Consider the following 22,772-nt stretch of genomic DNA (forward strand, 5'->3'; position numbering starts at 1 on the left):
GGCTGCGGCCTATCGCCTCTTACGGTTTAAGGACAGGTCGCTGCACGGGTAGAATACCCGCCACCTTACGCAAGATGCGACCCGCACATGACCGATCTGACGCTTTATCACAACCCGCGCTGCTCGAAATCCCGCGGTGCGCTGGAGCTACTGGAGGCCCGTGGCCTCACCCCCACCGTCGTACGCTACCTGGAAACCCCGCTGGACGCCGCGCAACTCAAGGCGCTGCTCGGCAAGCTGGGTATCAGCGCGCGCCAACTGCTGCGCACCGGCGAAGATGAATACAAAACCCTGAACCTGGCCGACGCCAGCCTCAGCGAAGCCCAGTTGATCGCCGCCATTGCCGATCACCCGAAATTGATGGAACGCCCGATCCTGGAAACCGCCGACAAAGCCATCATCGGCCGTCCGCCGGAGAACGTATTGGAGATCCTGCCGTGACGTCGCCGTATGTGCTGGTGCTGTATTACAGCCGCAATGGCTCGGTGAGCGAAATGGCCCGGCAGATTGCCCGAGGCATCGAGCAAGGCGGGATGGAGGCGCGCTTGCGCACCGTGCCGGCGATCTCCACCGAGTGCGAAGCCGTGGCACCGACCATTCCCGACGAAGGCGCGTTGTATGCCAGCCTCGACGACCTGAAACACTGCTCCGGCCTGGCCCTGGGCAGCCCGACCCGCTTCGGCAATATGGCGGCGCCGCTCAAGTACTTCATCGACGGCACCAGCAACCTGTGGCTCACCGGCGCCCTCGTCGGCAAGCCGGCGGGTGTGTTTACCTCCACCGCCAGCCTGCACGGCGGCCAGGAAACCACGCTGATGTCGATGCTGCTGCCGTTGCTGCACCACGGCATGCTGATCACCGGCCTGCCCTACAGCGAACAGGCCTTGCTCGATACCCAGGGCGGTGGCACGCCGTATGGCGCCAGCCACCACGCCGGCCCCGACGGCAAGCGCATGCTCGACCCGCATGAGATCGCCCTGTGCCGTGCCTTGGGCCTGCGCCTGGCGAACACCGCCACCCTGCTGGAGGGCGGTCGTGGCCAGGAAGCCTAAGATCCTGCCGCCCCAGGCGTGGTTGGAGCCACGGGTCAAAATTGCCCGCGCGCTGAGCCTGCTGGCGTTTTTCGGCTTGGTGGGGTTGCTCTGCGTGTACTACCTGTTCGTTGCTGATCTGCACGGCGCACGGCCGTGGGTGATCCTGCTGATCGAACTGGTGCCGCTGCTGGTGCTGGCACCGGGCATGCTGCTGGGCAGCGCGCGCGGCCACTCATGGATGTGCTTTGTGGTGAACCTGTATTTCATCAAGGGCGCGCTGGCGGCGTATGACCCGAACCGGCAGTGGTTCGGGGTGCTGGAGATGCTGGCGAGCCTGGCGGTGTTTTGCACGGCCCTGCTGTATGTGCGCTGGCGGCATCAGCTGAACCGGCGGCTGGCAGCGGCCTGAAGTCCCTCATCGGGGGCAAGCCCCCTCCCACACTTTTATCGCACCGCCTATCAAATGTGGGAGGGGGCTTGCCCCCGATGGCATCATCTCGGCCTCAATGGTTGACGGTATACGCCAACATCATCGACAACTGGCACATCGGCCGCCCGCTCTCGGCGTGCCACTGGTTGAACGCGCCCTGCACCGTCGCCAGGTCGCGCAGGCTGGTCGGTGCCTTGTCGACGATCTTCTGTGCGTTCAACGCCGCCACCACGTCATCACTCGGTACAAAGGTATCCTTGCCGACCATGCGCAAAAAGCGCGGCGCGGACAGCCCACCGAGCTGGTGGCCGTGCTTGCTCAGGTATTTCCACAGCCCGACGATATCGGTCACCGGCCAATCAGCGATGAACGCGCCGAAGCTGCCCTTCTCCTGCTCGATATCCAGGATCATCTGCGCGTTGCGCGGCACGCTCTTGAGCTTGCCCAGGTGGCGGATGATGCTGGTGTCCTGCATCAGCCGCTCCAGGTGCTCGGCGCCCATCAGTACGACTTTTTCCGGGTCGAAGCCGAAAAACACCTTTTCGAACGCCGGCCACTTGGCGTCCACCACGCTGTGCTTCAAGCCTGCACGAAACACGCGCAACGCCAGGGTCGACAGGTAGCGATCATCACTGATCTTGCGTAATTGCGCCGGGGTCTTGGGTGTAGGCAGATGGGCTTCCAGCTCGGCCGCCGAACCGAAGCGGTTCAGACAATATTCGTGCAGCCACTTGTAATCGCGCATGCCCTCTCCTGGCAATTGAATTGAAAACGGCGCCCGCGAGCGCCGTTTGTCAGAGCGTTGATTCGTCTCAGAGGTTCACAACATTGACGAAGCGCGACGCGGCGGTCTCATCAATTTTCAGGCTGGTGAAGTCGAACAAGTTACGGTCGGCCAGTTGCGACGGGATCACGTTCTGCAGACTGCGGAAGATGCTTTCGGTGCGGCCCGGGGTCTTGCGCTCCCAGTCCAGCAGCATTTCCTTGACCACCTGGCGTTGCAAGTTCTCCTGGGAGCCACACAGGTTGCACGGGATGATCGGGAATTGCTTGAAGTCGGAGTAGGCCTGGATGTCTTTCTCGTTGCAATACGCCAGCGGGCGGATCACCACGTTGCGCCCGTCATCGGCACGCAGCTTGGGCGGCATGGCCTTGAGCGAGCCGTTGAAGAACATATTGAGGAAGAACGTCTCGACGATGTCGTCGCGATGGTGCCCCAGAGCCATTTTGGTCGCGCCGATCTCATCGGCGAAGGTGTACAGCGTGCCACGGCGTAGGCGTGAGCACAGCGAGCAGGTGGTCTTGCCCTCCGGAATCAGCTCCTTGACCACCGAATAGGTGTCTTTCTCGACAATGTGATACTCGATGCCCAGCTCCTTGAGGTAGGCCGGCAACACATGCTCAGGGAAACCCGGTTGTTTCTGGTCCATGTTGACGGCAACGATCTCGAACTTGATCGGCGCGACCTTTTGCAGGTGCAGCAGCACGTCGAGCATGGTGTAGCTGTCTTTGCCGCCGGAGAGGCAGACCATGACCTTGTCGCCGTCCTCGATCATGTTGAAATCGGCGACCGCTTCACCGGCCAGGCGACGCAGGCGTTTTTGCAGTTTGTTCTGGTTGACCGTAAGAGTGCCCATGGCGCTTGGATCCGCTAGAGGTGTTTGACGAAAAGCGCAGCATTTTACCGGTAAGAATCACCGAGTTCCAATGTGGGAGGGGGCTTGCCCCCGATTGCGGCGTCCCAGCGCCTCATTGATAGCTGACACAACGCTATCGGGGTAAGCCCCCTCCCACAATGATCCGCGCTCCAGTCAAAAGACCTCAGCGCGATTAGGGCCAACGTTTACAGCGCAATTTGCTCTAATGGCCCTACAGTTATTCAGGCTATCCCTTCCTATACTGCGACTAGAGGTCGCACAGCTATCCAGGACCTTTGAGGCCATTTGGCCCGTGGGCGCTCCGATGGGGGGCGATGGCAATAACGACAGGAGTGACTGGCATGATCCATCACGTCGTGGGGCTTTTTACCCATCCCGACCAGGAATGGCGGGAAATCCGTGGCGATAAAGAAGAAAGCATCGGCCACATGTACCTCACCCATACCCTGATTCTTGCGGCGATTCCCGCCGTTTCAGCGTTCATCGGCACCACCCAGGTCGGCTGGGTCATCGGAAACCGCGCGCCGGTGATGCTGACTCAGGAGAGTGCCTTGTGGATGACCATCATGTCCTATGCCGCGATGCTCGCCGGCGTGGCGGTGATGGGCGCGTTCATTCACTGGATGGCGCGCACCTACGACGCCAATCCCAGCATGGCACGCTGCGTCGCATTTGCCACCTACACGGCGACACCGCTGTTCATCGGCGGGCTGGCGGCGCTCTACCCGCATATGTGGCTGGGCATGGTGGTGGGCACGGCGGCCATCTGTTACACGGTGTACCTGCTATACGTTGGCGTGCCGACCTTTATGAACATCGATCCGGATGAAGGCTTCCTGTTTTCCAGTTCCATACTGGCGGTAGGATTGGTGGTACTGGTAGCGATCATGGCCTTTACCGTGATCGTCTGGGGCCTGGGCGTAGGCCCCATCTACACCAACTGAGCGGAAAAAAACCCAGGCAAAGCCACCGCAAGGTGGCTTTGTGCATCATGCATGACCATTCGGCGCCTGACAGATTCGGAAACACCCAGCTTTGCGGCATACTGGAGGTCTCTGGAGATATGTACAGCATGCCCGAGCAACTCAATACCCGCGTCGAAGATTGTTTCCTGCTAGCCGAATCCTTTTTCAAACGAAGCTTCAAACGCCCCCAGGTCAGCCTCAAGCTGCGGGGCCAGAAGGCCGGTGTCGCGCATTTGCACGAGAACCTGCTGCGCTTCAACCCACAGTTGTACCGTGAAAACAGCCAACATTTCCTGAAGCAGACCGTGGCCCATGAAGTGGCGCACCTGATTGCCCACCAATTGTTCGGCGAACGCATCCAGCCCCACGGCGAGGAATGGCAATTGATCATGCGCGGGGTCTACGAACTGCCGCCGGACCGCTGCCACACGTATGCCGTGAAGCGCCGCCAGGTCACTCGCTATATCTACCGATGCCCGTGTGCGGACAGTGACTTTCCGTTCTCGTCACAACGCCATGGCATGGTGGCCCAGGGTCGAAGGTATTTGTGTCGGCGGTGCCGGCAGACCTTGGTGTTTACCGGCGAAACCCGGGTGGAGTGAGGCCCTCATCGGGGTCAAGCCCCCTCCCACATAGTGACCGCGCCGCCGACCAAATGTGGGAGGGAGCTTGCTCCCGATGGCGCCGGCCCAGTCACCCGACTACCTTGGCCCGACGCAAAGCCTCTATCCGCTGAATACTGAACCCCAACTCCGCCAGCACCTCATCACTGTGCGCCCCAACGGCGGCGCCAATATGCCTGGGCTCAGGCAGCCCCTCGGAGAACTTTAGCGGGCAGGCCAATTGCGCCTGGGTCGAACCATCGCCCCTCGGTACCTGGCGGACCAAAGCCCGCGCCCTTAACTGCGGATGCTCCACCGCTTCACTCAGGCTCAACACCGGCTCCACACACGCATCCACCCCGGCAAACAACTCACATAACTCAGCAAAGCTGCGTTTCTCGAACTCAACCTGCAGCGCCGGCCCGAGTGCGGGCGACAGGCCCAGCGCCGCCAGTTCCGGTCGACCCAGGGCGTCACAGAGCGGCTGCATAAACCCAGGCTCCAGGCTGCCCACCGACATCCAACGCCCGTCCCGCGAGCGGTAGTAATCGTAAAAGCTGCCGCCATTGAGCACATGACTCTCCCGCTCCGGCTCCACCCCACACGCCAGGTAACCCGCGCCGGCCATGGCGTTCAGGCTGAACGAGCAATCGGTCATGCTCACATCCAGATACTGGCCGACCCCGCTCTGCTGCCGGGCGATGACTGCCGCCAGCAACCCCACCACCGCATGCAGCGAGCCCCCGCCCACATCCGCCAACTGCACGCCCAGTGGCAACGGCCCGCTGTCCCGGCGCCCGGTGTAACTGGCGATTCCGGCCAGCGCCAGGTAATTGATGTCATGCCCGGCGCGGTCCTTATATGGGCCGGTCTGGCCGTAGCCGGTGATCGACACATAAATCAGTCGGGGATTGATCGCCTTCAACGCCTCATAGCCCAAGCCCAGGCGCTCCATCACTCCAGGTCGGAATTGTTCAAGGACGATATCGTAGTCCTTGACCAGCGCCCGAACAATCTCCAGCGCCTCGGCCTGCTTGAGGTCCAGCGCCAGGCTGCGCTTGTTGCGATTGAGATAGGCGTGGCTGGCCGACGTGCCCTGGTTGTGGGGTGGCAGGACGCGCAACAGGTCCTTGCGCGTGGGTGACTCGATGCGAAGCACCTCGGCGCCCATGTCCGCCAGCATCAGCGACGCGAACGGGCCAGGCAGCAAGGTGGAAAAATCCAGCACTTTGAGGGACGCCAAGGGACCTGACATGGGCACTCCATTTCGGTTTTGAATGCCCACAGACTAGGCAGCCTTGCACCTGTCGGCAATCGCCGGAACGGTCACCGACAGTGACCGTTTTGATCACGGCGGGCTTTTTCGTGGCGGCGGCTTTATCATTGGCCCACGTTTACTTGCAGAGTGCTCCATGAAGTTTGCGATTGCAGTGTTTTGTGCCGCCCACGCGCCCTCCTCGCGCCGCGCCCTGCTGTTCGCCCAGGCGGCGCTGGCCGGCGGGCATGAGATTGTGCGGCTGTTTTTCTATCAGGACGGCGTCTACAGCGCCTCCAATTCCATCGTCGCGCCCCAGGATGAGCAGGACATCGCCCGCCAATGGCGTGAGTTTGTCAGCACGCATCAACTCGACAGCGTGGTATGCATCGCCGCCGCCTTGCGCCGTGGCGTGCTCAACCAGGAGGAAGCCACGCGCTACCAACGCAGCGCGGTCAACCTCGATGCGCCGTGGGAGCTGTCGGGCCTGGGGCAATTGCATGACGCCGCCCAGGCCGCCGACCGCCTGATCTGTTTTGGAGGGCCGTGACATGTCCAAATCCTTGCTGGTCATCAGCCGCCAAGCGCCGTGGTCCGGCCCCAGCGCCCGCGAAGCGCTGGACATCGTGCTGGCCGGGGGCGCGTTCGATCTGCCCATTGGCCTGCTGTTCCTCGACGACGGCGTGTTCCAGCTGGCGCCGCACCAGGACGCCAAGGCCGTGCAACAAAAGGACCTCGGCGCCAACCTGCAAGCGCTGAGCCTGTTCGGTATCGACGAGGTATTCGCCTGCAGCCATAGCCTGGCCGAGCGTGGCCTCACGACGCCCGCCAGCGCACAGCCGCTGGACAGCGCAGCGATCTCCCAGTTGATTGACCGTTACGACCAGGTGATAACCCTCTGATGTCGACTCTACATGTGGTTTCCCACTCCCCGTTCACCGATAGCCGCCTGGACAGCTGCCTGCGTATCTGTGGCGTTAATGACGCCATCCTGCTCTGCGGCGACGGCGCCTACGGGCTGCACAACGCGGCGCTGCACACCAAAGGCGTGAAGGTGTTTGTACTGGCCGAAGACATGCAGGCGCGCAACCTGCCACTGCCCGACTGGGCCGACAGCGTGGACTACCCAGGCTTCGTGCAGTTGTCGCTCGACTACGACAAGGTCAACAGCTGGCTATGAACACCCTGACCGTAGGCACTCGCAGCCTGGAACTGGACAAGGATGGTTACCTCGTCGACCTGAACGCGTGGTCCGAGGAAGTCGCCAACGCCCTGGCCGCCGCCGAAACCCTGGAATTGACCAAAGACCATTGGGAAATCCTCACACTGCTGCGCCAGTTCTATGCCGAATTCCAGCTGTCACCCGCCACGCGCCCGCTGATCAAGTACACCGCCTTGAAGCTGGGCCCGGAAAAGGGCAACAGCCTGCACCTCAACAAACTGTTCAACGGCACTCCCGCCAAACTCGCCGCCAAGCTGGCGGGCCTGCCCAGGCCGACGAATTGCTTATGACCGACTTTGCCCCGCTGACCCTTGAAACCCCTGCCGAGCACCCGTTTGCACAGTTCGTGCGCATCCTGGGCAAAGGCAAGCGCGGTGCGCGCAACCTCACCCGCGAGGAAGCCCGCGAAGCCATGGGCATGCTGCTCGACGAAAAAGCCGAGGACACCCAGCTCGGCGCCTTCCTCATGCTGCTGCGCCATAAGGAAGAAAGCCCGGAAGAACTGGCCGGTTTCACCGAAGCTGTGCGCGAACGCCTGGACGCCCCGGCGCTGAATGTGGACGTTGACTGGCCGACCTACGCCGGCAAGAAACGCCACCTGCCGTGGTACCTGCTGGCGGCCAAGTGCCTGGCGCAAAACGGCGTGCGCATCCTGATGCACGGCGGCGGCGCCCACACGGCGGGACGGCTGTACACCGAGCAATTGCTGGAGGGTTTGCAGATCCCGCTGTGCCGCAACTGGCAGCAGGTCGAGGCCGCTTATGCACACGGCAACCTGGCCTTTATCCCCCTGGGCGACTGGGCGCCGCAATTGCAACGCATGATCGACCTGCGCAACACCCTGGGCCTGCGCTCGCCGATCCACTCCCTGGCGCGCCTGCTCAACCCGCTGAATGCGCGCCTGGGCCTGCAAAGCATTTTCCATCCGGGTTACCAGGGCGTGCACCGCGATGCCAGCAGGCTTCTCGGTGACAACGTGATTGTGGTCAAGGGTGATGGCGGTGAAGTCGAGATCAACCCTGACACCCTCAGCCATCTGTACGGCACCACCGGCGGCGAAAGCTGGGACGAAGAATGGCCCGCCCTCTCCGCCCAGCGCCACGTCAAGCCGGCCACCCTCGACCCCGAACACCTGAAAGCCGTGTGGCGCGGTGACGTCGAGGACAGCTACCCGCAATTGGCACTGATCGCCACCATGGCCCTGGCCCTGCGCGGCTTGGGTCACCCACGGGAACAGGCCTTTGAATTGGCCCAGCAGTACTGGGCGGCACGGGACAAATCGATTTAATCGATCATTACCCCCCGGACTTTGCGCTTTTAGTTCGAACTCATCCCTTTAGACTGGGCTCCAACGCTTATTAGCCAAGGAGCCAGTCATGGGTTTGCTGATCGAAGGACACTGGAAAGACCAGTGGTACGAAAGTAGCGCGGACGGCGCGTTTCAGCGCGAACAGGCGCAACGCCGCCACTGGGTCACCGCCGATGGCGCGCCCGGCCCGAGTGGCGAAGGCGGCTTCAAGGCCGAGGCCGGTCGCTACCACCTCTACGTGTCCCTGGCCTGCCCGTGGGCCCATCGCACGTTGATCCTGCGCAAGCTCAAGGGCCTGGAAAGCCTGATCGACGTGTCGGTGGTCAGTTGGCTGATGCTGGAAAACGGCTGGACCTTCGACAAGGCCTACGGCTCCACCGGCGACAAGCTGGATGATTTCGACTTCATGCACCAGCGCTATACCGCCGACACCGCCGATTACACCGGGCGCGTCACAGTGCCGGTGCTGTGGGACAAAAAGCTCAAGCGCATCGTGAGCAATGAGTCGGCGGAGATCATCCGCATGTTCAACAGCGCCTTCAACGACCTGACCGGCAACACCCTGGACTTCTACCCCGAGCCGCTGCGCACGACCATCGACGCGTTGAACGAGCGGATCTATCCGGCGGTGAACAACGGCGTATACCGTGCAGGCTTCGCCACCTCACAGCAAGCGTATGAAAGTGCGTTTGATGATGTGTTCGCCGAATTGGATCATCTGGAACAACACTTGAGCGATCATCGTTACCTGGCCGGTGAATACCTGACCGAGGCGGATGTGCGGCTGTTCACCACGCTGATTCGCTTTGATGCGGTGTATTACGGCCACTTCAAATGCAATTTGCGCAGGATTGCGGACTATCCGAAATTGTCGAATTGGTTGAGGGAGCTGTATCAGTGGCCTGGAGTGGCCGAGACCGTGGATTTTGCGCACATCAAGGGGCATTACTATGCCAGTCATCGTACGATCAACCCGACGGGCATTGTGCCGAAGGGGCCGTTGCAGGGCTTTGATGAACAGCACGATCGGCAACAATTGATTGGCAAAGGCGTGTGGAACTGATCCACGTATTGGCTGGCTTTTAGGGCCTCATCGGAGGCAAGCCCCCTCCCACACTCGAATGCACTCCAATGTGGGAGGGGGCTTGCCCCCGATGCTTTCAAGGTTCAGACCTGGGACTGCGCGCCCTCAAACCACTTCAGCTTCTCGCGCAACACCACCACTTCACCGACGATCACCAGTGTCGGCGCATGCACTTCATGCTCCGCCACCATGCGTGGCAAATCGGCCAGGGTGCCGGTGAACACGCGCTGATTGGACGTGGTGCCCTGCTGGATCAACGCTGCGGGGGTGTCGGGTGCACGCCCGTGCTTGATCAGCTGTTCGCAGATGATCGGCAAGCCGATCAAGCCCATGTAGAACACCAGGGTCTGCGAAGGTCCCACCAGGTCATGCCAGGGCAGGTCCGAGGTGCCGTTCTTCAAATGCCCGGTGATAAAGCGTACCGATTGCGCATAGTCGCGGTGGGTCAGCGGAATCCCGGCATATGCCGCGCAACCGCTGGCGGCCGTGATCCCCGGCACCACCTGGAACGGGATGCCATGGGCGGCCAGTTCCTCGATCTCTTCGCCGCCACGACCAAAGATGAACGGATCGCCACCCTTGAGGCGCAGCACCCGCTTGCCCTGCTTGGCCAGGTCTACTAACTGCTGGTTGATCTGGTCTTGCGGCACGGCGTGGTCGGCGCGACGTTTGCCGACATAGATGCGCTCGGCATCCCGGCGGCACAGTTCGAGAATCGCGGGTGCAACCAGGCGGTCATACAGCACCACGTCGGCTTGCTGCATCAGGCGCAGGGCACGGAAGGTCAGCAGGTCGGGATCTCCCGGCCCCGCGCCCACCAGATAAACCTCGCCCGGCGCATAAGGTGGCGCGCCGTTGACCTTCTCGATCAGCAGGCGCTCAGCCTCATCGCCCTGCCCGGCCAACTGGCGGTCGGCAATCGGGCCCTGGAACACTTCTTCCCAGAACGCACGGCGCTGCTGCACATCCGGGTACAAGCCTTTGACCTGGGCACGAAAACGCGCCGCCAACCCGGCCAACTGACCGTAAGTGGACGGAATCCAGGTTTCGAGTTTGGCGCGGATCAAGCGCGCCAGCACCGGCGCATCGCCGCCGCTGGACACCGCGATCACCAAGGGTGAACGGTCGACAATCGCCGGGAAGATCACGCTGCACAAGGCTGGCGCATCGACCACGTTGACCGGCACGCACCGGCGCTTGGCATCGCTGGACACTTGCGCGTTCAGCGGCTCGTCGTCGGTTGCCGCGATGATCAGGGTGCAACCGTCGAGGTCGGCCTCCTGATAACCGCGCAGAATCAGTTCCCCGCCACTGCCCAGCACCAGTTCACGCAACTGGTCTTCGATCTGGGGAGCAACCACCCGCAGCAACGCACCGGCATCGGCCAGCAGCCGGGATTTGCGCAAGGCAATCTCCCCGCCGCCGACGACCAACACACGACTGCCGCGCAGGTTATGAAACAGCGGCAGAAATTCCATTTAGCGAATGACCTCGACGCCCGCCATGTACGGCTTGAGCACTTCCGGCACAAGGATCGAACCGTCAGCCTGCTGGTAGTTTTCCAGCACCGCCACCAGGGTACGGCCTACGGCCAGCCCGGAACCGTTGAGGGTGTGCACCAGCTCCGGCTTGCCGGTTTCCGGGTTGCGGAAACGCGCCTGCATGCGACGGGCCTGGAAGTCGCCGCAGTTGGAGCACGACGAAATCTCGCGGTACTTGTCCTGGCTCGGCACCCACACTTCGAGGTCGTAGGTCTTCACGGCGCTGAAGCCCATGTCGCCAGTGCACAGCGCCAGTACGCGGTACGGCAACTCCAGCAGTTGCAGGACGCGCTCGGCGTTGGCGGTCAGGCCTTCCAGGGCGTCCATGGAGGTCGACGGCTCGACGATCTGCACCATCTCGACCTTGTCGAACTGGTGCTGGCGGATCATGCCGCGGGTGTCGCGGCCCGAGGCGCCGGCCTCACTGCGGAAGCACGGGCTGTGGGCGACGAACTTGATCGGCAGTTGCTTGGCGTCGAGGATCTCGCCGGAGACGATATTAGTCAGCGACACTTCGGCGGTCGGAATCAGGTACAGGTCGGCTTCGCCGTCGCGGCTGATCTTGAACAGGTCTTCTTCGAATTTCGGCAGTTGGCTGGTGCCCATAAGCGCCGGCGCCTGCACCAGGTACGGGGTGTAGGCCTCTTCGTAGCCGTGCTCGCCGGTGTGCAGGTTGATCATGAACTGCGCCAGGGCACGGTGCAGACGTGCAACCGGGCCACGCAGCAGCGAGAAGCGCGCGCCGGACATCTTGGCGGCGGTTTCAAAATCCAGGCCACCGCTCAGTTCGCCCAGGGCGACGTGGTCCTTGATCTCGAAATCAAAGGCTTTGGGCGTGCCCCAGCGACGCACTTCGACGTTACCGTCTTCGTCTGCGCCAATCGGCACGGATTCGTGCGGGATGTTGGGGATGCCCAGCAGGATCGAATCCAGCTCGGACTGGATTTTTTCCAGCTCGACTTTACCCTCGGACAGCTCGGTGCCCATGCGCTCGACATCCGCCATCAACGGCGCGATGTCTTCACCGCGCTGCTTGGCCTGACCGATGGATTTGGAACGCGCATTACGCTCAGCCTGCAGTGCTTCGGTGCGGGTCTGGACGGTCTTGCGCTGTTCTTCCAGCGCTTCGATGCGCGCAACATCCAAGGCAAAGCCACGGGATGCCAGGCGGTCCGCTACGTCCTGAAGGTTGCTACGTAACAGTTTGGAATCGAGCATGTCGGTCTCTCGTTTATCAAAGTTTGGTCAAGGACAGGCCGGCCCAGGTGGCGAGCAGCCCGCCGAATACGCTGATGCCCAGGTACCCGAAGGCTGTCAGGGCCTGCCCGCTTTCCAGCAGGCGCAGCGTATCCAGTGAAAAGGATGAAAAGGTCGTCAGACCGCCTACAAAGCCGACAATCAAGCCGGCGCGAATTTCAATCGGTACTTCCGGGCGCAACAGGAACCAGCCGTACAACAGCCCGATGATCAGGCAGCCCACCAGGTTGACCGCCAGGGTCGCCGCATAAAAATGCTTCGGCCAGTTGGCGCTGACCCAAGTGCCAGCGGCGAAACGCAATAATGTACCAGCGATGCCGGCTGCGGACACGGCAAGAATCGTCTTGAGCACTACTTTCTCCGCTGTCTGGGGCTGAGTCGATCGAGTTGCGCGAGGTGATTGAGCTTTTCACCAATCTTCAGCTCCAGGCCACGGGGCACCGGCTGATACAGCGGCAACGGTTCAAGCTCATCGGGAAAATAGTCTTCACCGGCCGCGTAGGCATCCGGCTCATCGTGGGCGTAACGGTATTCATCGCCATACCCCAGCTGTTTCATCAGCTTGGTCGGCGCGTTGCGCAGGTGCATCGGTACTTCGAGCGAGCCATGTTCGGCGGCGGCGCGCAGGGCGGACTTGAAGCCCATGTACACCGCGTTGCTCTTCGGCGCACAGGCCAGGTAGGTGATGGCCTGGGCCACCGCCAATTCGCCTTCCGGGCTGCCGAGGCGCTCCTGCACGTCCCACGCGGCCAGGCACAGGCTCAGTGCACGCGGGTCGGCGTTGCCGATGTCTTCGCTGGCCATGCGCACCACGCGGCGAGCGAGGTACAGCGGGTCGCAACCGCCGTCGATCATGCGTGCGAACCAGTACAGCGCACCATCCGGGTTGGATCCGCGCACGGACTTGTGCAGCGCCGAGATCTGGTCGTAGAAGGCTTCACCGCCCTTGTCGAAGCGGCGGCGCGTGTCGCCGAGCAGGCTTTGCAGGAGGTCGACGCCAATCTCAGCGCCGTCTTCGGCCAGGTCGGAGGCGTTTTCCAACAGGTTGAGGAAACGACGACCATCGCCATCGGCGGCCGTCAGCAGGATCTTGAAGCCCTCTTCGCTCACGCTCAGTTGGCGCTTGCCCAGGCCCTTGTCTTCGTTCAAGGCGCGCTGCAGCAGCTTCTGCATCGCCGCCTCGTCCAGGCTTTTCAGCACATAGACCCGCGCCCGCGACAGCAAGGCGTTGTTCAGTTCAAACGAAGGGTTCTCAGTGGTGGCACCGATAAAGATCAGCGTGCCGTCCTCCACATAGGGCAGGAACGCATCCTGTTGTGACTTGTTGAAGCGATGAACTTCGTCGACGAACAGGATGGTGCGCTTGCCGTACTGCCCGGCCTGCTGCTTGGCGACTTCCACCGCCTGGCGGATCTCCTTGACCCCGGCGAGTACCGCCGAGACCGTTTCGAAATGTGCATCCGAGACCTTCGCCAAGAGCCGCGCCAGGGTGGTCTTGCCCACCCCCGGCGGCCCCCAGAAAATCATCGAGTGCAGCGCACCCTGCTCCAGGGCTTCACGCAGGGGCTTGCCGCGAGCGAGCAGGTGTTCCTGACCGACGTACTCGTCCAGGTTGGTCGAACGCAGGCGTGCGGCCAGTGGCTGGGCAATCGGGTCACTTCGAAACAGGTCCATGGGCAGCGTTTGAAACCTCTGGGGAATTTATTCCTGGATCACGTCGGCACCCTTGGGGATGTCGAACTTGAACTTGGACGCCGGCACCGGCTGGTTGGCCTTGACCCCGGAGAACAGGATATCGGTGCGCTGGCCGACGCTGTCGATCAGGCGCATGTTGTTGATCACGCCGTTACCGAACGACAAGGACAGGGTGTCAAACAGCGTGTCCTTGGATTTCGGCTTGAGGGTGAATTCGATCACGTTGCTGGTCTGCTTGGAGGTGATGTCGAAGCTGTCGTTGATCTTCGACACGTCACCTGAGAGCAACAGCGCCGGGGTCTGGTTCAGGCGTGGGTCGAGCTTCTTGATGGTTGCCTGTTCCAGGTCCGGGTCCCACAGGGTGACCTTCTGGCCGTCGGACACGATGGTCTGCTCGGCCTTGCCTTCGGTGTGCCAGTAGAACAGGCCAGGACGCTGCACGGCCATTTCGCCGGCGGTTTCCTGCAACTGGGTGCCGCCGGCATCCAGGGTCAGCTGGGAGAAGCGCGCGGTCAGGGTCTGGGATTTGTCCAACAGGTTCTTCAGGCTGGCGACGGAGGCCGGGTCAGCGTGGGCCGAAACAGCGGTCAGGGCCAGTGCCGGCAACAACAGCATGCGGATAAGGCGCATGGGAGTCCTCATTGAGTGTTCAGGACGCGCCGCGTGCTGCCACGCGGCACGGGATCAGTCGCGCATCTGCCCGGGGGCAATGACTTCGCGCGAGCCGTTGGTGTTCATTGCGGTCACGACGCCAGCGTTTTCCATGGCTTCGATCATACGCGCGGCACGGTTGTAGCCAATTTTCAGCTTGCGTTGTACCGCGGAAATCGAGGCGCGACGGCTTTCGAGCACGAAGGCCACTGCCTCGTCGTACAGCGCGTCGGTCTCGGCATCATCGTCGCCACCGCCGCTGCCGCCATCGAAGCCGCTGCCGGCTTCTTCCACACCGGCGAGGATGTCATCGTTGTATTCCGGTGCCCCGCGCAGTTTCCAGGCTTCCACCACGCGATGCACTTCATCGTCGGAAACAAAGGCGCCGTGCACCCGGATCGGCAGGCTGGTGCCCGGCGGCATATAGAGCATGTCACCGTGGCCGAGCAGTTGTTCGGCGCCGCCCTGGTCGATGATGGTCCGCGAGTCGATCTTGCTCGACACCTGGAACGCCATGCGCGTCGGGATGTTGGCCTTGATCAGGCCAGTGATCACGTCCACCGACGGCCGCTGGGTGGCGAGGATCAAGTGGATACCGGCGGCACGGGCCTTCTGGGCGATACGCGCGATCAGTTCTTCAACCTTCTTGCCGACGATCATCATCATGTCGGCGAATTCGTCGACCACCACCACGATGGTCGGCAGCTTGGTCAGTTTTGGCGCTTCGTCGTGAATGCTTTCGCGTCGGTACAACGGATCGTCGATGGTCTCGCCGCGTTCCTGGGCTTCCTTGATCTTGGCGTTGAAGCCCGACAGGTTACGCACGCCCATCTTCGCCATCAGCTTGTAACGGCGCTCCATCTCGGCAACGCTCCAGCGCAGGGCGTTGGCGGCGTCCTTCATGTCGGTGACCACCGGGCACAGCAGGTGCGGAATGCCTTCGTAGATCGACAGTTCCAACATCTTCGGGTCGATCATGATCAGCTTGGCGTCTTCCGGGCCGGACTTGAACAGGATCGACAGGATCATCGCGTTCACCCCCACCGACTTACCGGAACCGGTAGTACCGGCCACCAGCAGGTGAGGCATCTTCGCCAGGTCGGTGATGACCGGCTTGCCGCCGATGTCGTGGCCCAGGGCCAGGGTGACCGGCGACTTGAAGTTGTCGTACTCGGGCGTCGACAGTACTTCGGAGAAGCGCACGATCTGACGGTCTTCGTTGGGAATCTCGATACCCACGGTGGTCTTGCCGGGAATCACTTCCACCACACGCACGCTGGTCACGGCCAGGGAACGGGCCAGGTCTTTCGCCAGGTTGGAGATGCGACTGACCTTCACACCGGCGGCTGGCTGGATTTCGTAACGGGTGATCACCGGGCCGGGGTGGATGGAGTCCACCGAGACTTCGACGCCGAACTCCTTGAGCTTGATTTCCAGCAGGTGACCGACAGCCGCCAGGGATTCCGGGGAATAGTTGAGTTGTTTCTTTTCGGCCGGGTCGAGGATCGAGATCGGCGGCAAGGTGCCTTCGACGGCGCTGTCGACGAACAGCGGCGCCTGTTTCTCTTTCTGTACGCGATGGCTCGGTTCGGCCGGCTTGGGCGGCGCGGGAGCAATCACTGGCGGTACCTGTTTCTCGCGGTCCGACATGTGCTTGCTCAGGGCCTGCTCGCGCTCGATCAGGCGTTCCTTGACCTTGGCCTGCTCACGCCGGTCCGGTGTGCTCGGCGCCACCACTTCGTTGACACGGGTGTCCACCTCACGCAGCTGGGCGACCATGCGCTTGCGTTCGACACGGGCCGCCCACCAGCGGTTGGCGGCGCCCTGGAACAGCTCCAGCAAGTCGAGGGTGATCTTGCCGGTCACGTCCATCACCTTGAACCATGACAGGTCGGTGAACACGGTGAGGCCGAACAGGAACAGTGCGATGAACATCAGGGTACTGCCCTGGATATTCAGGGTCCGGCGCGCCAGGTCGCCGAGGCTTTCGCCCAGCGCACCACCGGCGCCCGCCGGCAGGCCGGTGGGTGCATGGAAATGGATATGCGCCAGGGCTGCGCCGGACAACACCAGGAACACCAGGCCGATCAGGCGCCAGGAAAACAGCCAGCCGCTCCACTGCCACGGCTCGTGGCGCTGGCGAAAGATCTGCCAGGTCTTGATCGCCAGCAGCAACGGGAAGATGTACGCGAAGTAACCCAGCACCATGAACAGGATATCGGCGCTGTAGGAGCCGGCAGGCCCACCGAAGTTCTGCACGTCTTCGATCTTGCTGTTGTGACTCCAGCCCGGATCGTCCTTGCCATAGGTCAGCAAGGCCATCATCAGGAACAGGCACAGTGCGCCGATGGCGATCAGCGCACCTTCCTTGAGGCGATAATGCAGGTGCTGACGCCAGGCCGGCACGACTGCTGCTTTAGGTGTTGCGGCGGATTTCTTCAAAACGGGTCTTTTCCTGCGCCTTGAGCGCGTCCATCTGTTGAATGACTGCAAATACTGCCCAATCCGAGCAGCTGAAAAATGAACGAGCGTCGTTGAATCTACTGTTTAACACTGAGCGATTGCTGGATGAAATGACGATAACGCCACAATGGCCGCATTGTACGGGTTTGTGTCCCTGATGCCACGCCGCTTGGCGCTCTTCCAGCAGCATAGCCAATTGTGTGTCACAAGATGTTCAATTTGAGCATGCATTGTCTTTGCTGACAAAGGCTTATGAGCTGTTTTTACCAATCCAGGCAAGCTTGGCAAATGGCCTGCATGGAATAGACCCGATTACGACCACGCCCCCGGCATAGAGTTGCAGAAACACCTGCTCACGCTAATCCCCCTTAATGCCTGATTCGGGCTGGTCCGATGGCGCCAGGTCGACAATAATCAGCACTGCCGCCGCAGGTGTCATTCCTGCCACTCCCCTCCCCTTCCGCAAAGCCTGGATGCCATGCTGACCTGGTTACAACGCAATTCACTGACCTTCCCGCCCTTGGCCAAAGCCATGCGCGAACCCAATGGCCTGCTCGCCGCCGGCGGCGACCTCAGCGCCGAGCGACTGATCCAAGCCTACCGTCATGGCTGCTTCCCGTGGTTTTCAGAGGGCCAGCCGATCCTGTGGTGGTCGCCCGACCCGCGCACAGTGATTTTCCCCGACGAACTGCATGTATCGCGCAGCCTGGGCAAACTGTTGCGCCAGCAGCGCTACAGCGTGACCTTCGACCAGGACTTCGCTGCCGTCATCCAGGCCTGCGCGGCGCCACGCACCTATGCCGATGGCACCTGGATCACCGAAGGCATCCAGAGCGCCTACCTGGCACTGCATCAGCGCGGCCACGCGCATTCGGTGGAGGTCTGGGACAAGGGTGAACTGGTAGGCGGCCTGTACGGCCTCGCAATGGGCCAGCTGTTTTTTGGCGAATCCATGTTCAGCCGCGCCGACAACGCCTCGAAATTCGGCTTTGCCACGCTGACCCGCCAATTGCAGGCCTGGGGTTTTGTGCTGATCGACTGCCAGATGCCCAACGATCACCTGCACAGCCTGGGCGCCCGCGCCATATCCCGCAACGACTTCGCAGGGTTCCTGCGCGACCATCTGGACCAGCCCAACGCTGGACCGTGGGTTTCCTAGGCGACATCCGCGCTCCTGGCTTACACTTATTTCAAAGCTTATCCGAGGGTTGATCATGACCGAGTTGGCGCGTTTGAAGTTTTATGCCACTCAACCCCACTCTTGCAGCTATCTGCCCGACGAGCAGGCCACCACACTGTTCCTCGACCCCAGCCAGCCTATGGACGTGCATGTGTATGCCGACCTGTCGGAGATGGGCTTTCGGCGCAGTGGCGACCATCTGTACCGGCCGCATTGCCAAAACTGTAATGCTTGCGTCCCGGCACGCATCCCTGTGGCGCAGTTTCTGCCAGACCGCAACCAGAAACGCATCCTCAAGCGCAACGCCGACCTGACGGTGACATCTGCCAAGCCGCGCTTCACCGAAGAATATTTCGACCTTTACCAGCGCTACATCGAGCAACGCCACGCCGACGGCGATATGTTCCCGCCCAGTCGCGATCAGTTTTCCACCTTCCTGGTACGCGACCTGCCCTTCTCGCGCTTTTACGAGTTTCGTGCGAATGGCCGCCTGGTGGCCGTCGCGGTAACCGACCTGCTGCCCAACGGTCTGTCGGCGGTCTACACCTTCTATGAACCCGCCGAAGAACGCCGCAGCCTGGGACGCTTTGCGATCCTCTGGCAAATTGGCGAAGCCTTGCGCCAGGAACTGGAGGCGGTGTACCTCGGTTACTGGATCAAGAACTGCAAAAAGATGAACTACAAGACCCAATATCGGCCCATCGAACTGCTGATTAATCAAAGATGGGTCGTGCTTAACTAGAACCCCTTGGCTTAAACACCCTTTTTCGGGCACAATGCACGCCGCTTTTGCCTGGCGCAGTTGCACCGGGCCATTCACTGGATACCGAGGGCTTTACTGCATGTCGAAAGAAGACAGCTTCGAAATGGAAGGCACTGTCGTCGACACCCTGCCCAACACCATGTTTCGTGTGGAGTTGGAAAATGGGCACGTCGTAACCGCGCATATCTCCGGCAAGATGCGCAAGAACTACATTCGTATTCTTACCGGTGACAAAGTGCGCGTCGAGCTGACGCCCTATGACTTGAGCAAAGGGCGCATCACTTACCGCGCTCGCTAAGCAAGTCAATACAAAACGCCCGGTTATGCCGGGCGTTTTTGTGTGTGCGCTATTTACCAAGCGCCAAAGCGAAATGTGCGAGGGGGCTTGCTCCCGATAGCGGTAGATCAGTCACTCATGTAGCGACTGAAACACTGCTATCGGGGGCAAGCCCCCCTCCCACATTGACGCCCGCCGCTATCGATCAGGCCATTTCAGCCGTGGTTTCGAACTCAAAGGTCAATTCACCGTCCTTCAGGTCGATGTGCACCACGCCACCATGGTCGGAAAGCTCGCCAAACAGGATCTCTTCGGCCAGCGGCCGCTTGATCTTGTCCTGGATCAGACGCGCCATTGGGCGTGCACCCATTGCCGCATCGTAACCGCCTTCGGCCAGCCAACTGCGCGCCGCGTCCGTGACCTCCAGCTGCACGCGCTTGTCTTCCAGCTGCGCCTGGAGCTCGGTGAGGAACTTGTCCACCACGCTTTTGATAACCTCATGGCTGAGGCGACCAAACTGGATAATGGTATCCAGGCGGTTGCGGAACTCCGGCGTGAAGCTCTTCTTGATCACTTCCATGGCATCGGACGAATGGTCCTGATGCGTGAAGCCGATCGAAGCCCGCGCGGCCGTTTCGGCACCGGCATTGGTGGTCATGATCACGATCACGTTGCGGAAGTCCGCCTTGCGCCCGTTGTTGTCGGTCAGGGTCCCGTGGTCCATCACCTGCAGCAGCAGGTTGAAGACTTCGGGGTGGGCCTTCTCGATTTCATCGAGCAGCAGCACGCAATGCGGCTGCTTGGTGATCGCCTCGGTCAACAGGCCGCCCTGGTCAAAGCCGACATAACCCGGAGGTGCACCGATCAGGCGCGACACAGTGTGACGCTCCATGTATTCGGACATGTCGAACCGCACCAGCTCGATACCCATGGCCTTGGCCAACTGCCGCGCCGCTTCGGTCTTGCCGACACCGGTCGGGCCGGCAAACAGGAACGAACCCACCGGCTTGTCCGGCGACTTGAGGCCTGCACGCGACAGCTTGATCGCGGTGGACAGCGAGTCGATGGCCGCATCCTGACCGAACACGGTCAGCTTGAGGTCGCGCTCCAGGTTACGCAGCAGTTCCTTGTCGGAACTGGTGACGTGTTTTGGCGGAATCCGCGCGATCTTCGCCACGATGTCCTCGACCTGCGGCACGTCGATGCGCTTCACACGCTTCTCGACCGGCTGCAGGCGCTGGTAGGCGCCCGCCTCGTCGATCACGTCGATGGCCTTGTCCGGCATGTGCCGATCATTGATGTAGCGCGACGCCAGCTCAGCGGCCGAACGCAGGGCTTCATCGGTGTACTCGATGCCGTGGTGCGCTTCGAAGCGCCCCTTGAGCCCGCGCAGGATACCGATAGTGTCCTCTACCGAAGGCTCGGACACGTCGACCTTCTGGAAGCGACGCGCCAAGGCACGGTCTTTCTCGAAGATGCCACGGAATTCCTGGAACGTGGTGGAGCCGATGCAGCGGATATCACCCGACGACAGCAGCGGCTTGAGCAGATTGGAGGCGTCCATCACCCCACCGGAGGCCGCACCGGCACCAATGATGGTATGGATCTCGTCGATGAACAGGATCGCCTGCGGACGCTTTTTCAGCTCACCGAGCAGCGCCTTGAAGCGCTTCTCGAAGTCGCCACGGTACTTGGTCCCGGCGAGCAAGGCGCCCAGGTCAAGGGAGTAGACGACGCTGTTGGCCAGCAGGTCCGGCACCTGGTTATCCACGATGCGCTTGGCCAGGCCTTCGGCAATCGCGGTTTTACCCACGCCCGCCTCGCCCACCAGCAACGGGTTGTTCTTGCGACGACGCGCGAGGATCTGCGCTACACGCTCAACTTCAAGCTCACGCCCCACCAGCGGATCGATCCGCCCCTGGCGCGCCAGTTCATTGAGGTTGCTGGCATAGGCATCCAGTGGATTGCCCGAAGAAGAAGACTCACCGCCCTCGTCGTCCTGCATATCCTGCTCACCCTCGGAGTGATCGCCGTGCCCGGGCACCTTAGAGATACCGTGGGCGATGTAGTTGACGACATCGATACGGGCAACGCTCTGCTGTTTAAGCAGGAACACTGCCTGGCTTTCCTGTTCGCTGAAAATTGCCACCAGCACATTGGCGCCCGTGACTTCACGCTTACCGGAGCTCTGAACATGGAACACGGCACGCTGAAGCACCCGCTGGAAGCCCAGGGTTGGCTGGGTCTCACGGTCTTCATCGTGGACTGGAATAAGTGGCGTTGTGGAGTCGATAAACTCCTGCAGGTCATGCTTGAGTTTGTCGAGGTTGGCGCCGCACGCACGTAGAACGGTGGCGGCAGCTTCGTTATCCAAAAGTGCCAACAGCAGGTGTTCGACGGTCATGAACTCATGACGCTTCGAACGAGCCTCCTTGAAGGCAAGATTGAGGGTGACTTCGAGCTCGCGGTTTAACATAGCTTCACCTCATACCCAAGTGGTCGGCGTTAACCGTCCTTCTCGATTTCACAGAGTAGCGGATGCTGGCTTTCCCTGGCGTACTGGTTGACCTGCATGGCCTTTGTCTCGGCGATGTCGCGGGTAAACACTCCACATACTGCCCGTCCTTCTGTGTGAACGGCCAGCATTACCTTGGTCGCCAACTCGCGGTTCAGGTTAAAAAACACCTCGAGCACTTCGACCACGAAATCCATCGGTGTGTAGTCATCATTGAACAAAACCACCTTGTACATCGGCGGCGCCTGTAGAGCAGGCTTGGCCTCCTGAACAGCAATGCCTGCAGAACCGTCGTCATCATGTTCCTGATCCGGTCGATCCTGATTGAATGTTAGTCGAATCTGGCTGTTTGCATGCATGGAAAGAAAGGTTCGTCAGTGGTTCAAATACAGTGGTGGGGGCGACCTGTCAGATTTTCAACTACTGACCGACTGGTCGCCTTGACTATCGGCGAAACGGTGTTACAACCAATAGAACCCACAGTGGGTAAAAAAGGTCCGCGCAGTCAACCTTATTTATTCGGGTTAGGACGGATAAACTGGATGATACTCCAGTGATGGAGTCTGGTGCAGAGGGATATGGGTATGTCTGGCGTCAAGATCAATGGCAAGGTCAAGTGGTTCAACAATGCCAAGGGATATGGCTTTGTTAATGAAGAAGGGAAAACCGAGGACCTTTTTGCGCACTATTCAGCGATCATCATGGACGGTTACAAAACGCTGAAAGCGGGACAAGCGGTCACCTTCGAGATCATTCAAGGCCCCAAGGGACTGCATGCCGTGAATATCGACACAGTGAAGGCAGAAGGCGTTGCCAGCCCTGCGGCACGCGCGAGCGAAGCAGAAAAGAAACAAACGGCCTGATCCGCCAC

The 22,772-nt window shown here is 61.1% G+C and carries 27 protein-coding genes; 15 read left to right on the forward strand and 12 right to left on the reverse strand.

Going from position 1 to position 22,772, the window contains the following annotated elements; genetic code table 11:
• Positions 1–87: 87 nt before the first annotated feature.
• From arsC to ACZ445_RS18305, 3 genes are read left to right on the forward strand one after another with little or no spacing between them, the layout of a single operon-like run.
• Positions 88–441: an arsenate reductase (glutaredoxin) gene (gene arsC / locus ACZ445_RS18295; protein WP_058425447.1), complete on the forward strand. Its 354-nt coding sequence runs from the start codon at positions 88–90 to the stop codon at positions 439–441.
• Positions 438–1,052, forward strand: a complete 615-nt coding sequence (gene wrbA / locus ACZ445_RS18300; RefSeq protein WP_464703913.1) for an NAD(P)H:quinone oxidoreductase — start codon at positions 438–440, stop codon at positions 1,050–1,052. Before arsC ends, wrbA begins: the two co-directional genes overlap by 4 nt.
• The gene (locus ACZ445_RS18305) at positions 1,036–1,443 is read left to right on the forward strand and encodes a DUF2069 domain-containing protein (RefSeq protein WP_179030226.1); all 408 of its coding nucleotides are present in this window, start codon (positions 1,036–1,038) and stop codon (positions 1,441–1,443) included. The genes wrbA and ACZ445_RS18305 overlap by 17 nt, the downstream gene beginning before the upstream one ends.
• Before the next feature lie 94 nt (positions 1,444–1,537).
• Here the strand turns inward: ACZ445_RS18305 and ACZ445_RS18310 are convergent, their stop codons facing one another.
• Both ACZ445_RS18310 and ttcA read right to left on the reverse strand, forming a co-directional pair.
• Positions 1,538–2,209: a DNA-3-methyladenine glycosylase I gene (locus tag ACZ445_RS18310; RefSeq protein ID WP_058425450.1), complete on the reverse strand. Its 672-nt coding sequence runs from the start codon at positions 2,207–2,209 to the stop codon at positions 1,538–1,540.
• Between the two features lie 67 nt (positions 2,210–2,276).
• A complete protein-coding gene (gene ttcA / locus ACZ445_RS18315) occupies positions 2,277–3,101 on the reverse strand; it encodes a tRNA 2-thiocytidine(32) synthetase TtcA (RefSeq protein WP_058425451.1) in 825 nt (274 codons plus the stop codon).
• 362 nt (positions 3,102–3,463) lie between these two features.
• On the opposite strand from ttcA, the gene ACZ445_RS18320 reads away from it, so the two are divergent.
• Both ACZ445_RS18320 and ACZ445_RS18325 read left to right on the forward strand, forming a co-directional pair.
• Positions 3,464–4,066, forward strand: coding sequence for a Yip1 family protein (locus ACZ445_RS18320; protein WP_058425452.1), 603 nt, complete (start codon positions 3,464–3,466; stop codon positions 4,064–4,066).
• Between the two features lie 128 nt (positions 4,067–4,194).
• The gene (locus ACZ445_RS18325; protein WP_058425461.1) at positions 4,195–4,689 is read left to right on the forward strand and encodes a SprT family zinc-dependent metalloprotease; all 495 of its coding nucleotides are present in this window, start codon (positions 4,195–4,197) and stop codon (positions 4,687–4,689) included.
• Between the two features lie 91 nt (positions 4,690–4,780).
• Here the strand turns inward: ACZ445_RS18325 and ACZ445_RS18330 are convergent, their stop codons facing one another.
• Positions 4,781–5,944 (reverse strand): CaiB/BaiF CoA transferase family protein, encoded by a 1,164-nt coding sequence (locus tag ACZ445_RS18330; RefSeq protein WP_464707419.1) that lies wholly within the window; start codon positions 5,942–5,944, stop codon positions 4,781–4,783.
• A gap of 157 nt (positions 5,945–6,101) precedes the next feature.
• Here ACZ445_RS18330 and tusD point away from each other — a divergent pair, with 157 nt between their 5' ends.
• From tusD to ACZ445_RS18360, 6 genes are all read left to right on the forward strand, one after another.
• Positions 6,102–6,494 carry a sulfurtransferase complex subunit TusD gene (gene tusD, locus ACZ445_RS18335; RefSeq protein WP_058425454.1) on the forward strand — a complete coding sequence of 131 codons (393 nt, stop codon included), beginning with the start codon at positions 6,102–6,104 and terminating at the stop codon, positions 6,492–6,494.
• A 1-nt stretch (position 6,495) separates the two neighbouring features.
• Complete coding sequence (gene tusC, locus ACZ445_RS18340) at positions 6,496–6,846, forward strand: sulfurtransferase complex subunit TusC (protein ID WP_058425455.1); 351 nt, start codon at positions 6,496–6,498, stop codon at positions 6,844–6,846.
• On the forward strand, positions 6,846–7,124 hold the full coding sequence (gene tusB, locus ACZ445_RS18345; RefSeq protein ID WP_179028563.1) for a sulfurtransferase complex subunit TusB: 279 nt from the start codon (positions 6,846–6,848) through the stop codon (positions 7,122–7,124). Before tusC ends, tusB begins: the two co-directional genes overlap by 1 nt.
• Positions 7,121–7,456 (forward strand): TusE/DsrC/DsvC family sulfur relay protein, encoded by a 336-nt coding sequence (locus tag ACZ445_RS18350; protein ID WP_058425457.1) that lies wholly within the window; start codon positions 7,121–7,123, stop codon positions 7,454–7,456. The genes tusB and ACZ445_RS18350 overlap by 4 nt, the downstream gene beginning before the upstream one ends.
• A gap of 14 nt (positions 7,457–7,470) precedes the next feature.
• Positions 7,471–8,454 carry a glycosyl transferase family protein gene (locus ACZ445_RS18355; RefSeq protein WP_464708630.1) on the forward strand — a complete coding sequence of 328 codons (984 nt, stop codon included), beginning with the start codon at positions 7,471–7,473 and terminating at the stop codon, positions 8,452–8,454.
• An 88-nt stretch (positions 8,455–8,542) separates the two neighbouring features.
• A complete protein-coding gene (locus ACZ445_RS18360) occupies positions 8,543–9,538 on the forward strand; it encodes a glutathione S-transferase family protein (RefSeq protein WP_464707420.1) in 996 nt (331 codons plus the stop codon).
• 104 nt (positions 9,539–9,642) lie between these two features.
• Here the strand turns inward: ACZ445_RS18360 and cysG are convergent, their stop codons facing one another.
• Genes cysG through ACZ445_RS18395 form a run of 7 tightly spaced genes read right to left on the reverse strand, consistent with a single transcriptional unit; the run spans position 9,643 to position 17,362 of the window.
• Positions 9,643–11,037, reverse strand: a complete 1,395-nt coding sequence (cysG, locus tag ACZ445_RS18365) for a siroheme synthase CysG (RefSeq protein WP_179028559.1) — start codon at positions 11,035–11,037, stop codon at positions 9,643–9,645.
• Positions 11,038–12,318, reverse strand: a complete 1,281-nt coding sequence (gene serS, locus ACZ445_RS18370) for a serine--tRNA ligase (protein WP_464707421.1) — start codon at positions 12,316–12,318, stop codon at positions 11,038–11,040.
• Positions 12,319–12,334: 16 nt separating this feature from the next.
• On the reverse strand, positions 12,335–12,709 hold the full coding sequence (gene crcB / locus ACZ445_RS18375; RefSeq protein WP_058425005.1) for a fluoride efflux transporter CrcB: 375 nt from the start codon (positions 12,707–12,709) through the stop codon (positions 12,335–12,337).
• Positions 12,709–14,031, reverse strand: a complete 1,323-nt coding sequence (locus tag ACZ445_RS18380) for a replication-associated recombination protein A (RefSeq protein WP_179028558.1) — start codon at positions 14,029–14,031, stop codon at positions 12,709–12,711. The genes crcB and ACZ445_RS18380 overlap by 1 nt, the downstream gene beginning before the upstream one ends.
• A 27-nt stretch (positions 14,032–14,058) precedes the next feature.
• On the reverse strand, positions 14,059–14,682 hold the full coding sequence (gene lolA, locus ACZ445_RS18385) for an outer membrane lipoprotein periplasmic chaperone LolA (protein WP_003219615.1): 624 nt from the start codon (positions 14,680–14,682) through the stop codon (positions 14,059–14,061).
• Between the two features lie 54 nt (positions 14,683–14,736).
• Positions 14,737–17,145: a DNA translocase FtsK gene (locus ACZ445_RS18390; RefSeq protein ID WP_058425008.1), complete on the reverse strand. Its 2,409-nt coding sequence runs from the start codon at positions 17,143–17,145 to the stop codon at positions 14,737–14,739.
• Entirely contained in the window at positions 17,120–17,362 is a 243-nt protein-coding gene (locus ACZ445_RS18395; protein ID WP_153005222.1) for a hypothetical protein, read from the reverse strand. Before ACZ445_RS18395 ends, ACZ445_RS18390 begins: the two co-directional genes overlap by 26 nt.
• A 282-nt stretch (positions 17,363–17,644) precedes the next feature.
• Here ACZ445_RS18395 and aat point away from each other — a divergent pair, with 282 nt between their 5' ends.
• The 3 genes from aat (at position 17,645) to infA (ending at position 19,407) form a co-directional block, all read left to right on the forward strand.
• Positions 17,645–18,325, forward strand: coding sequence for a leucyl/phenylalanyl-tRNA--protein transferase (gene aat / locus ACZ445_RS18400; RefSeq protein ID WP_464707422.1), 681 nt, complete (start codon positions 17,645–17,647; stop codon positions 18,323–18,325).
• Positions 18,326–18,380: 55 nt separating this feature from the next.
• A complete protein-coding gene (locus ACZ445_RS18405; protein ID WP_058425010.1) occupies positions 18,381–19,088 on the forward strand; it encodes an arginyltransferase in 708 nt (235 codons plus the stop codon).
• Positions 19,089–19,188: 100 nt separating this feature from the next.
• Positions 19,189–19,407, forward strand: coding sequence for a translation initiation factor IF-1 (gene infA, locus ACZ445_RS18410; protein ID WP_002553999.1), 219 nt, complete (start codon positions 19,189–19,191; stop codon positions 19,405–19,407).
• A 184-nt stretch (positions 19,408–19,591) separates the two neighbouring features.
• Here infA and clpA read toward each other — a convergent pair whose 3' ends face one another.
• Positions 19,592–21,862 carry an ATP-dependent Clp protease ATP-binding subunit ClpA gene (gene clpA, locus ACZ445_RS18415; protein ID WP_071493384.1) on the reverse strand — a complete coding sequence of 757 codons (2,271 nt, stop codon included), beginning with the start codon at positions 21,860–21,862 and terminating at the stop codon, positions 19,592–19,594.
• A gap of 29 nt (positions 21,863–21,891) precedes the next feature.
• Positions 21,892–22,260 (reverse strand): ATP-dependent Clp protease adapter ClpS, encoded by a 369-nt coding sequence (gene clpS / locus ACZ445_RS18420; RefSeq protein ID WP_005789091.1) that lies wholly within the window; start codon positions 22,258–22,260, stop codon positions 21,892–21,894.
• A 225-nt stretch (positions 22,261–22,485) separates the two neighbouring features.
• Here clpS and cspD point away from each other — a divergent pair, with 225 nt between their 5' ends.
• Positions 22,486–22,764 (forward strand): cold shock domain-containing protein CspD, encoded by a 279-nt coding sequence (cspD, locus tag ACZ445_RS18425; protein WP_058425054.1) that lies wholly within the window; start codon positions 22,486–22,488, stop codon positions 22,762–22,764.
• Positions 22,765–22,772 lie beyond the last annotated feature (8 nt).

The sequence above is a fragment of the Pseudomonas allii genome (assembly GCF_055380095.1).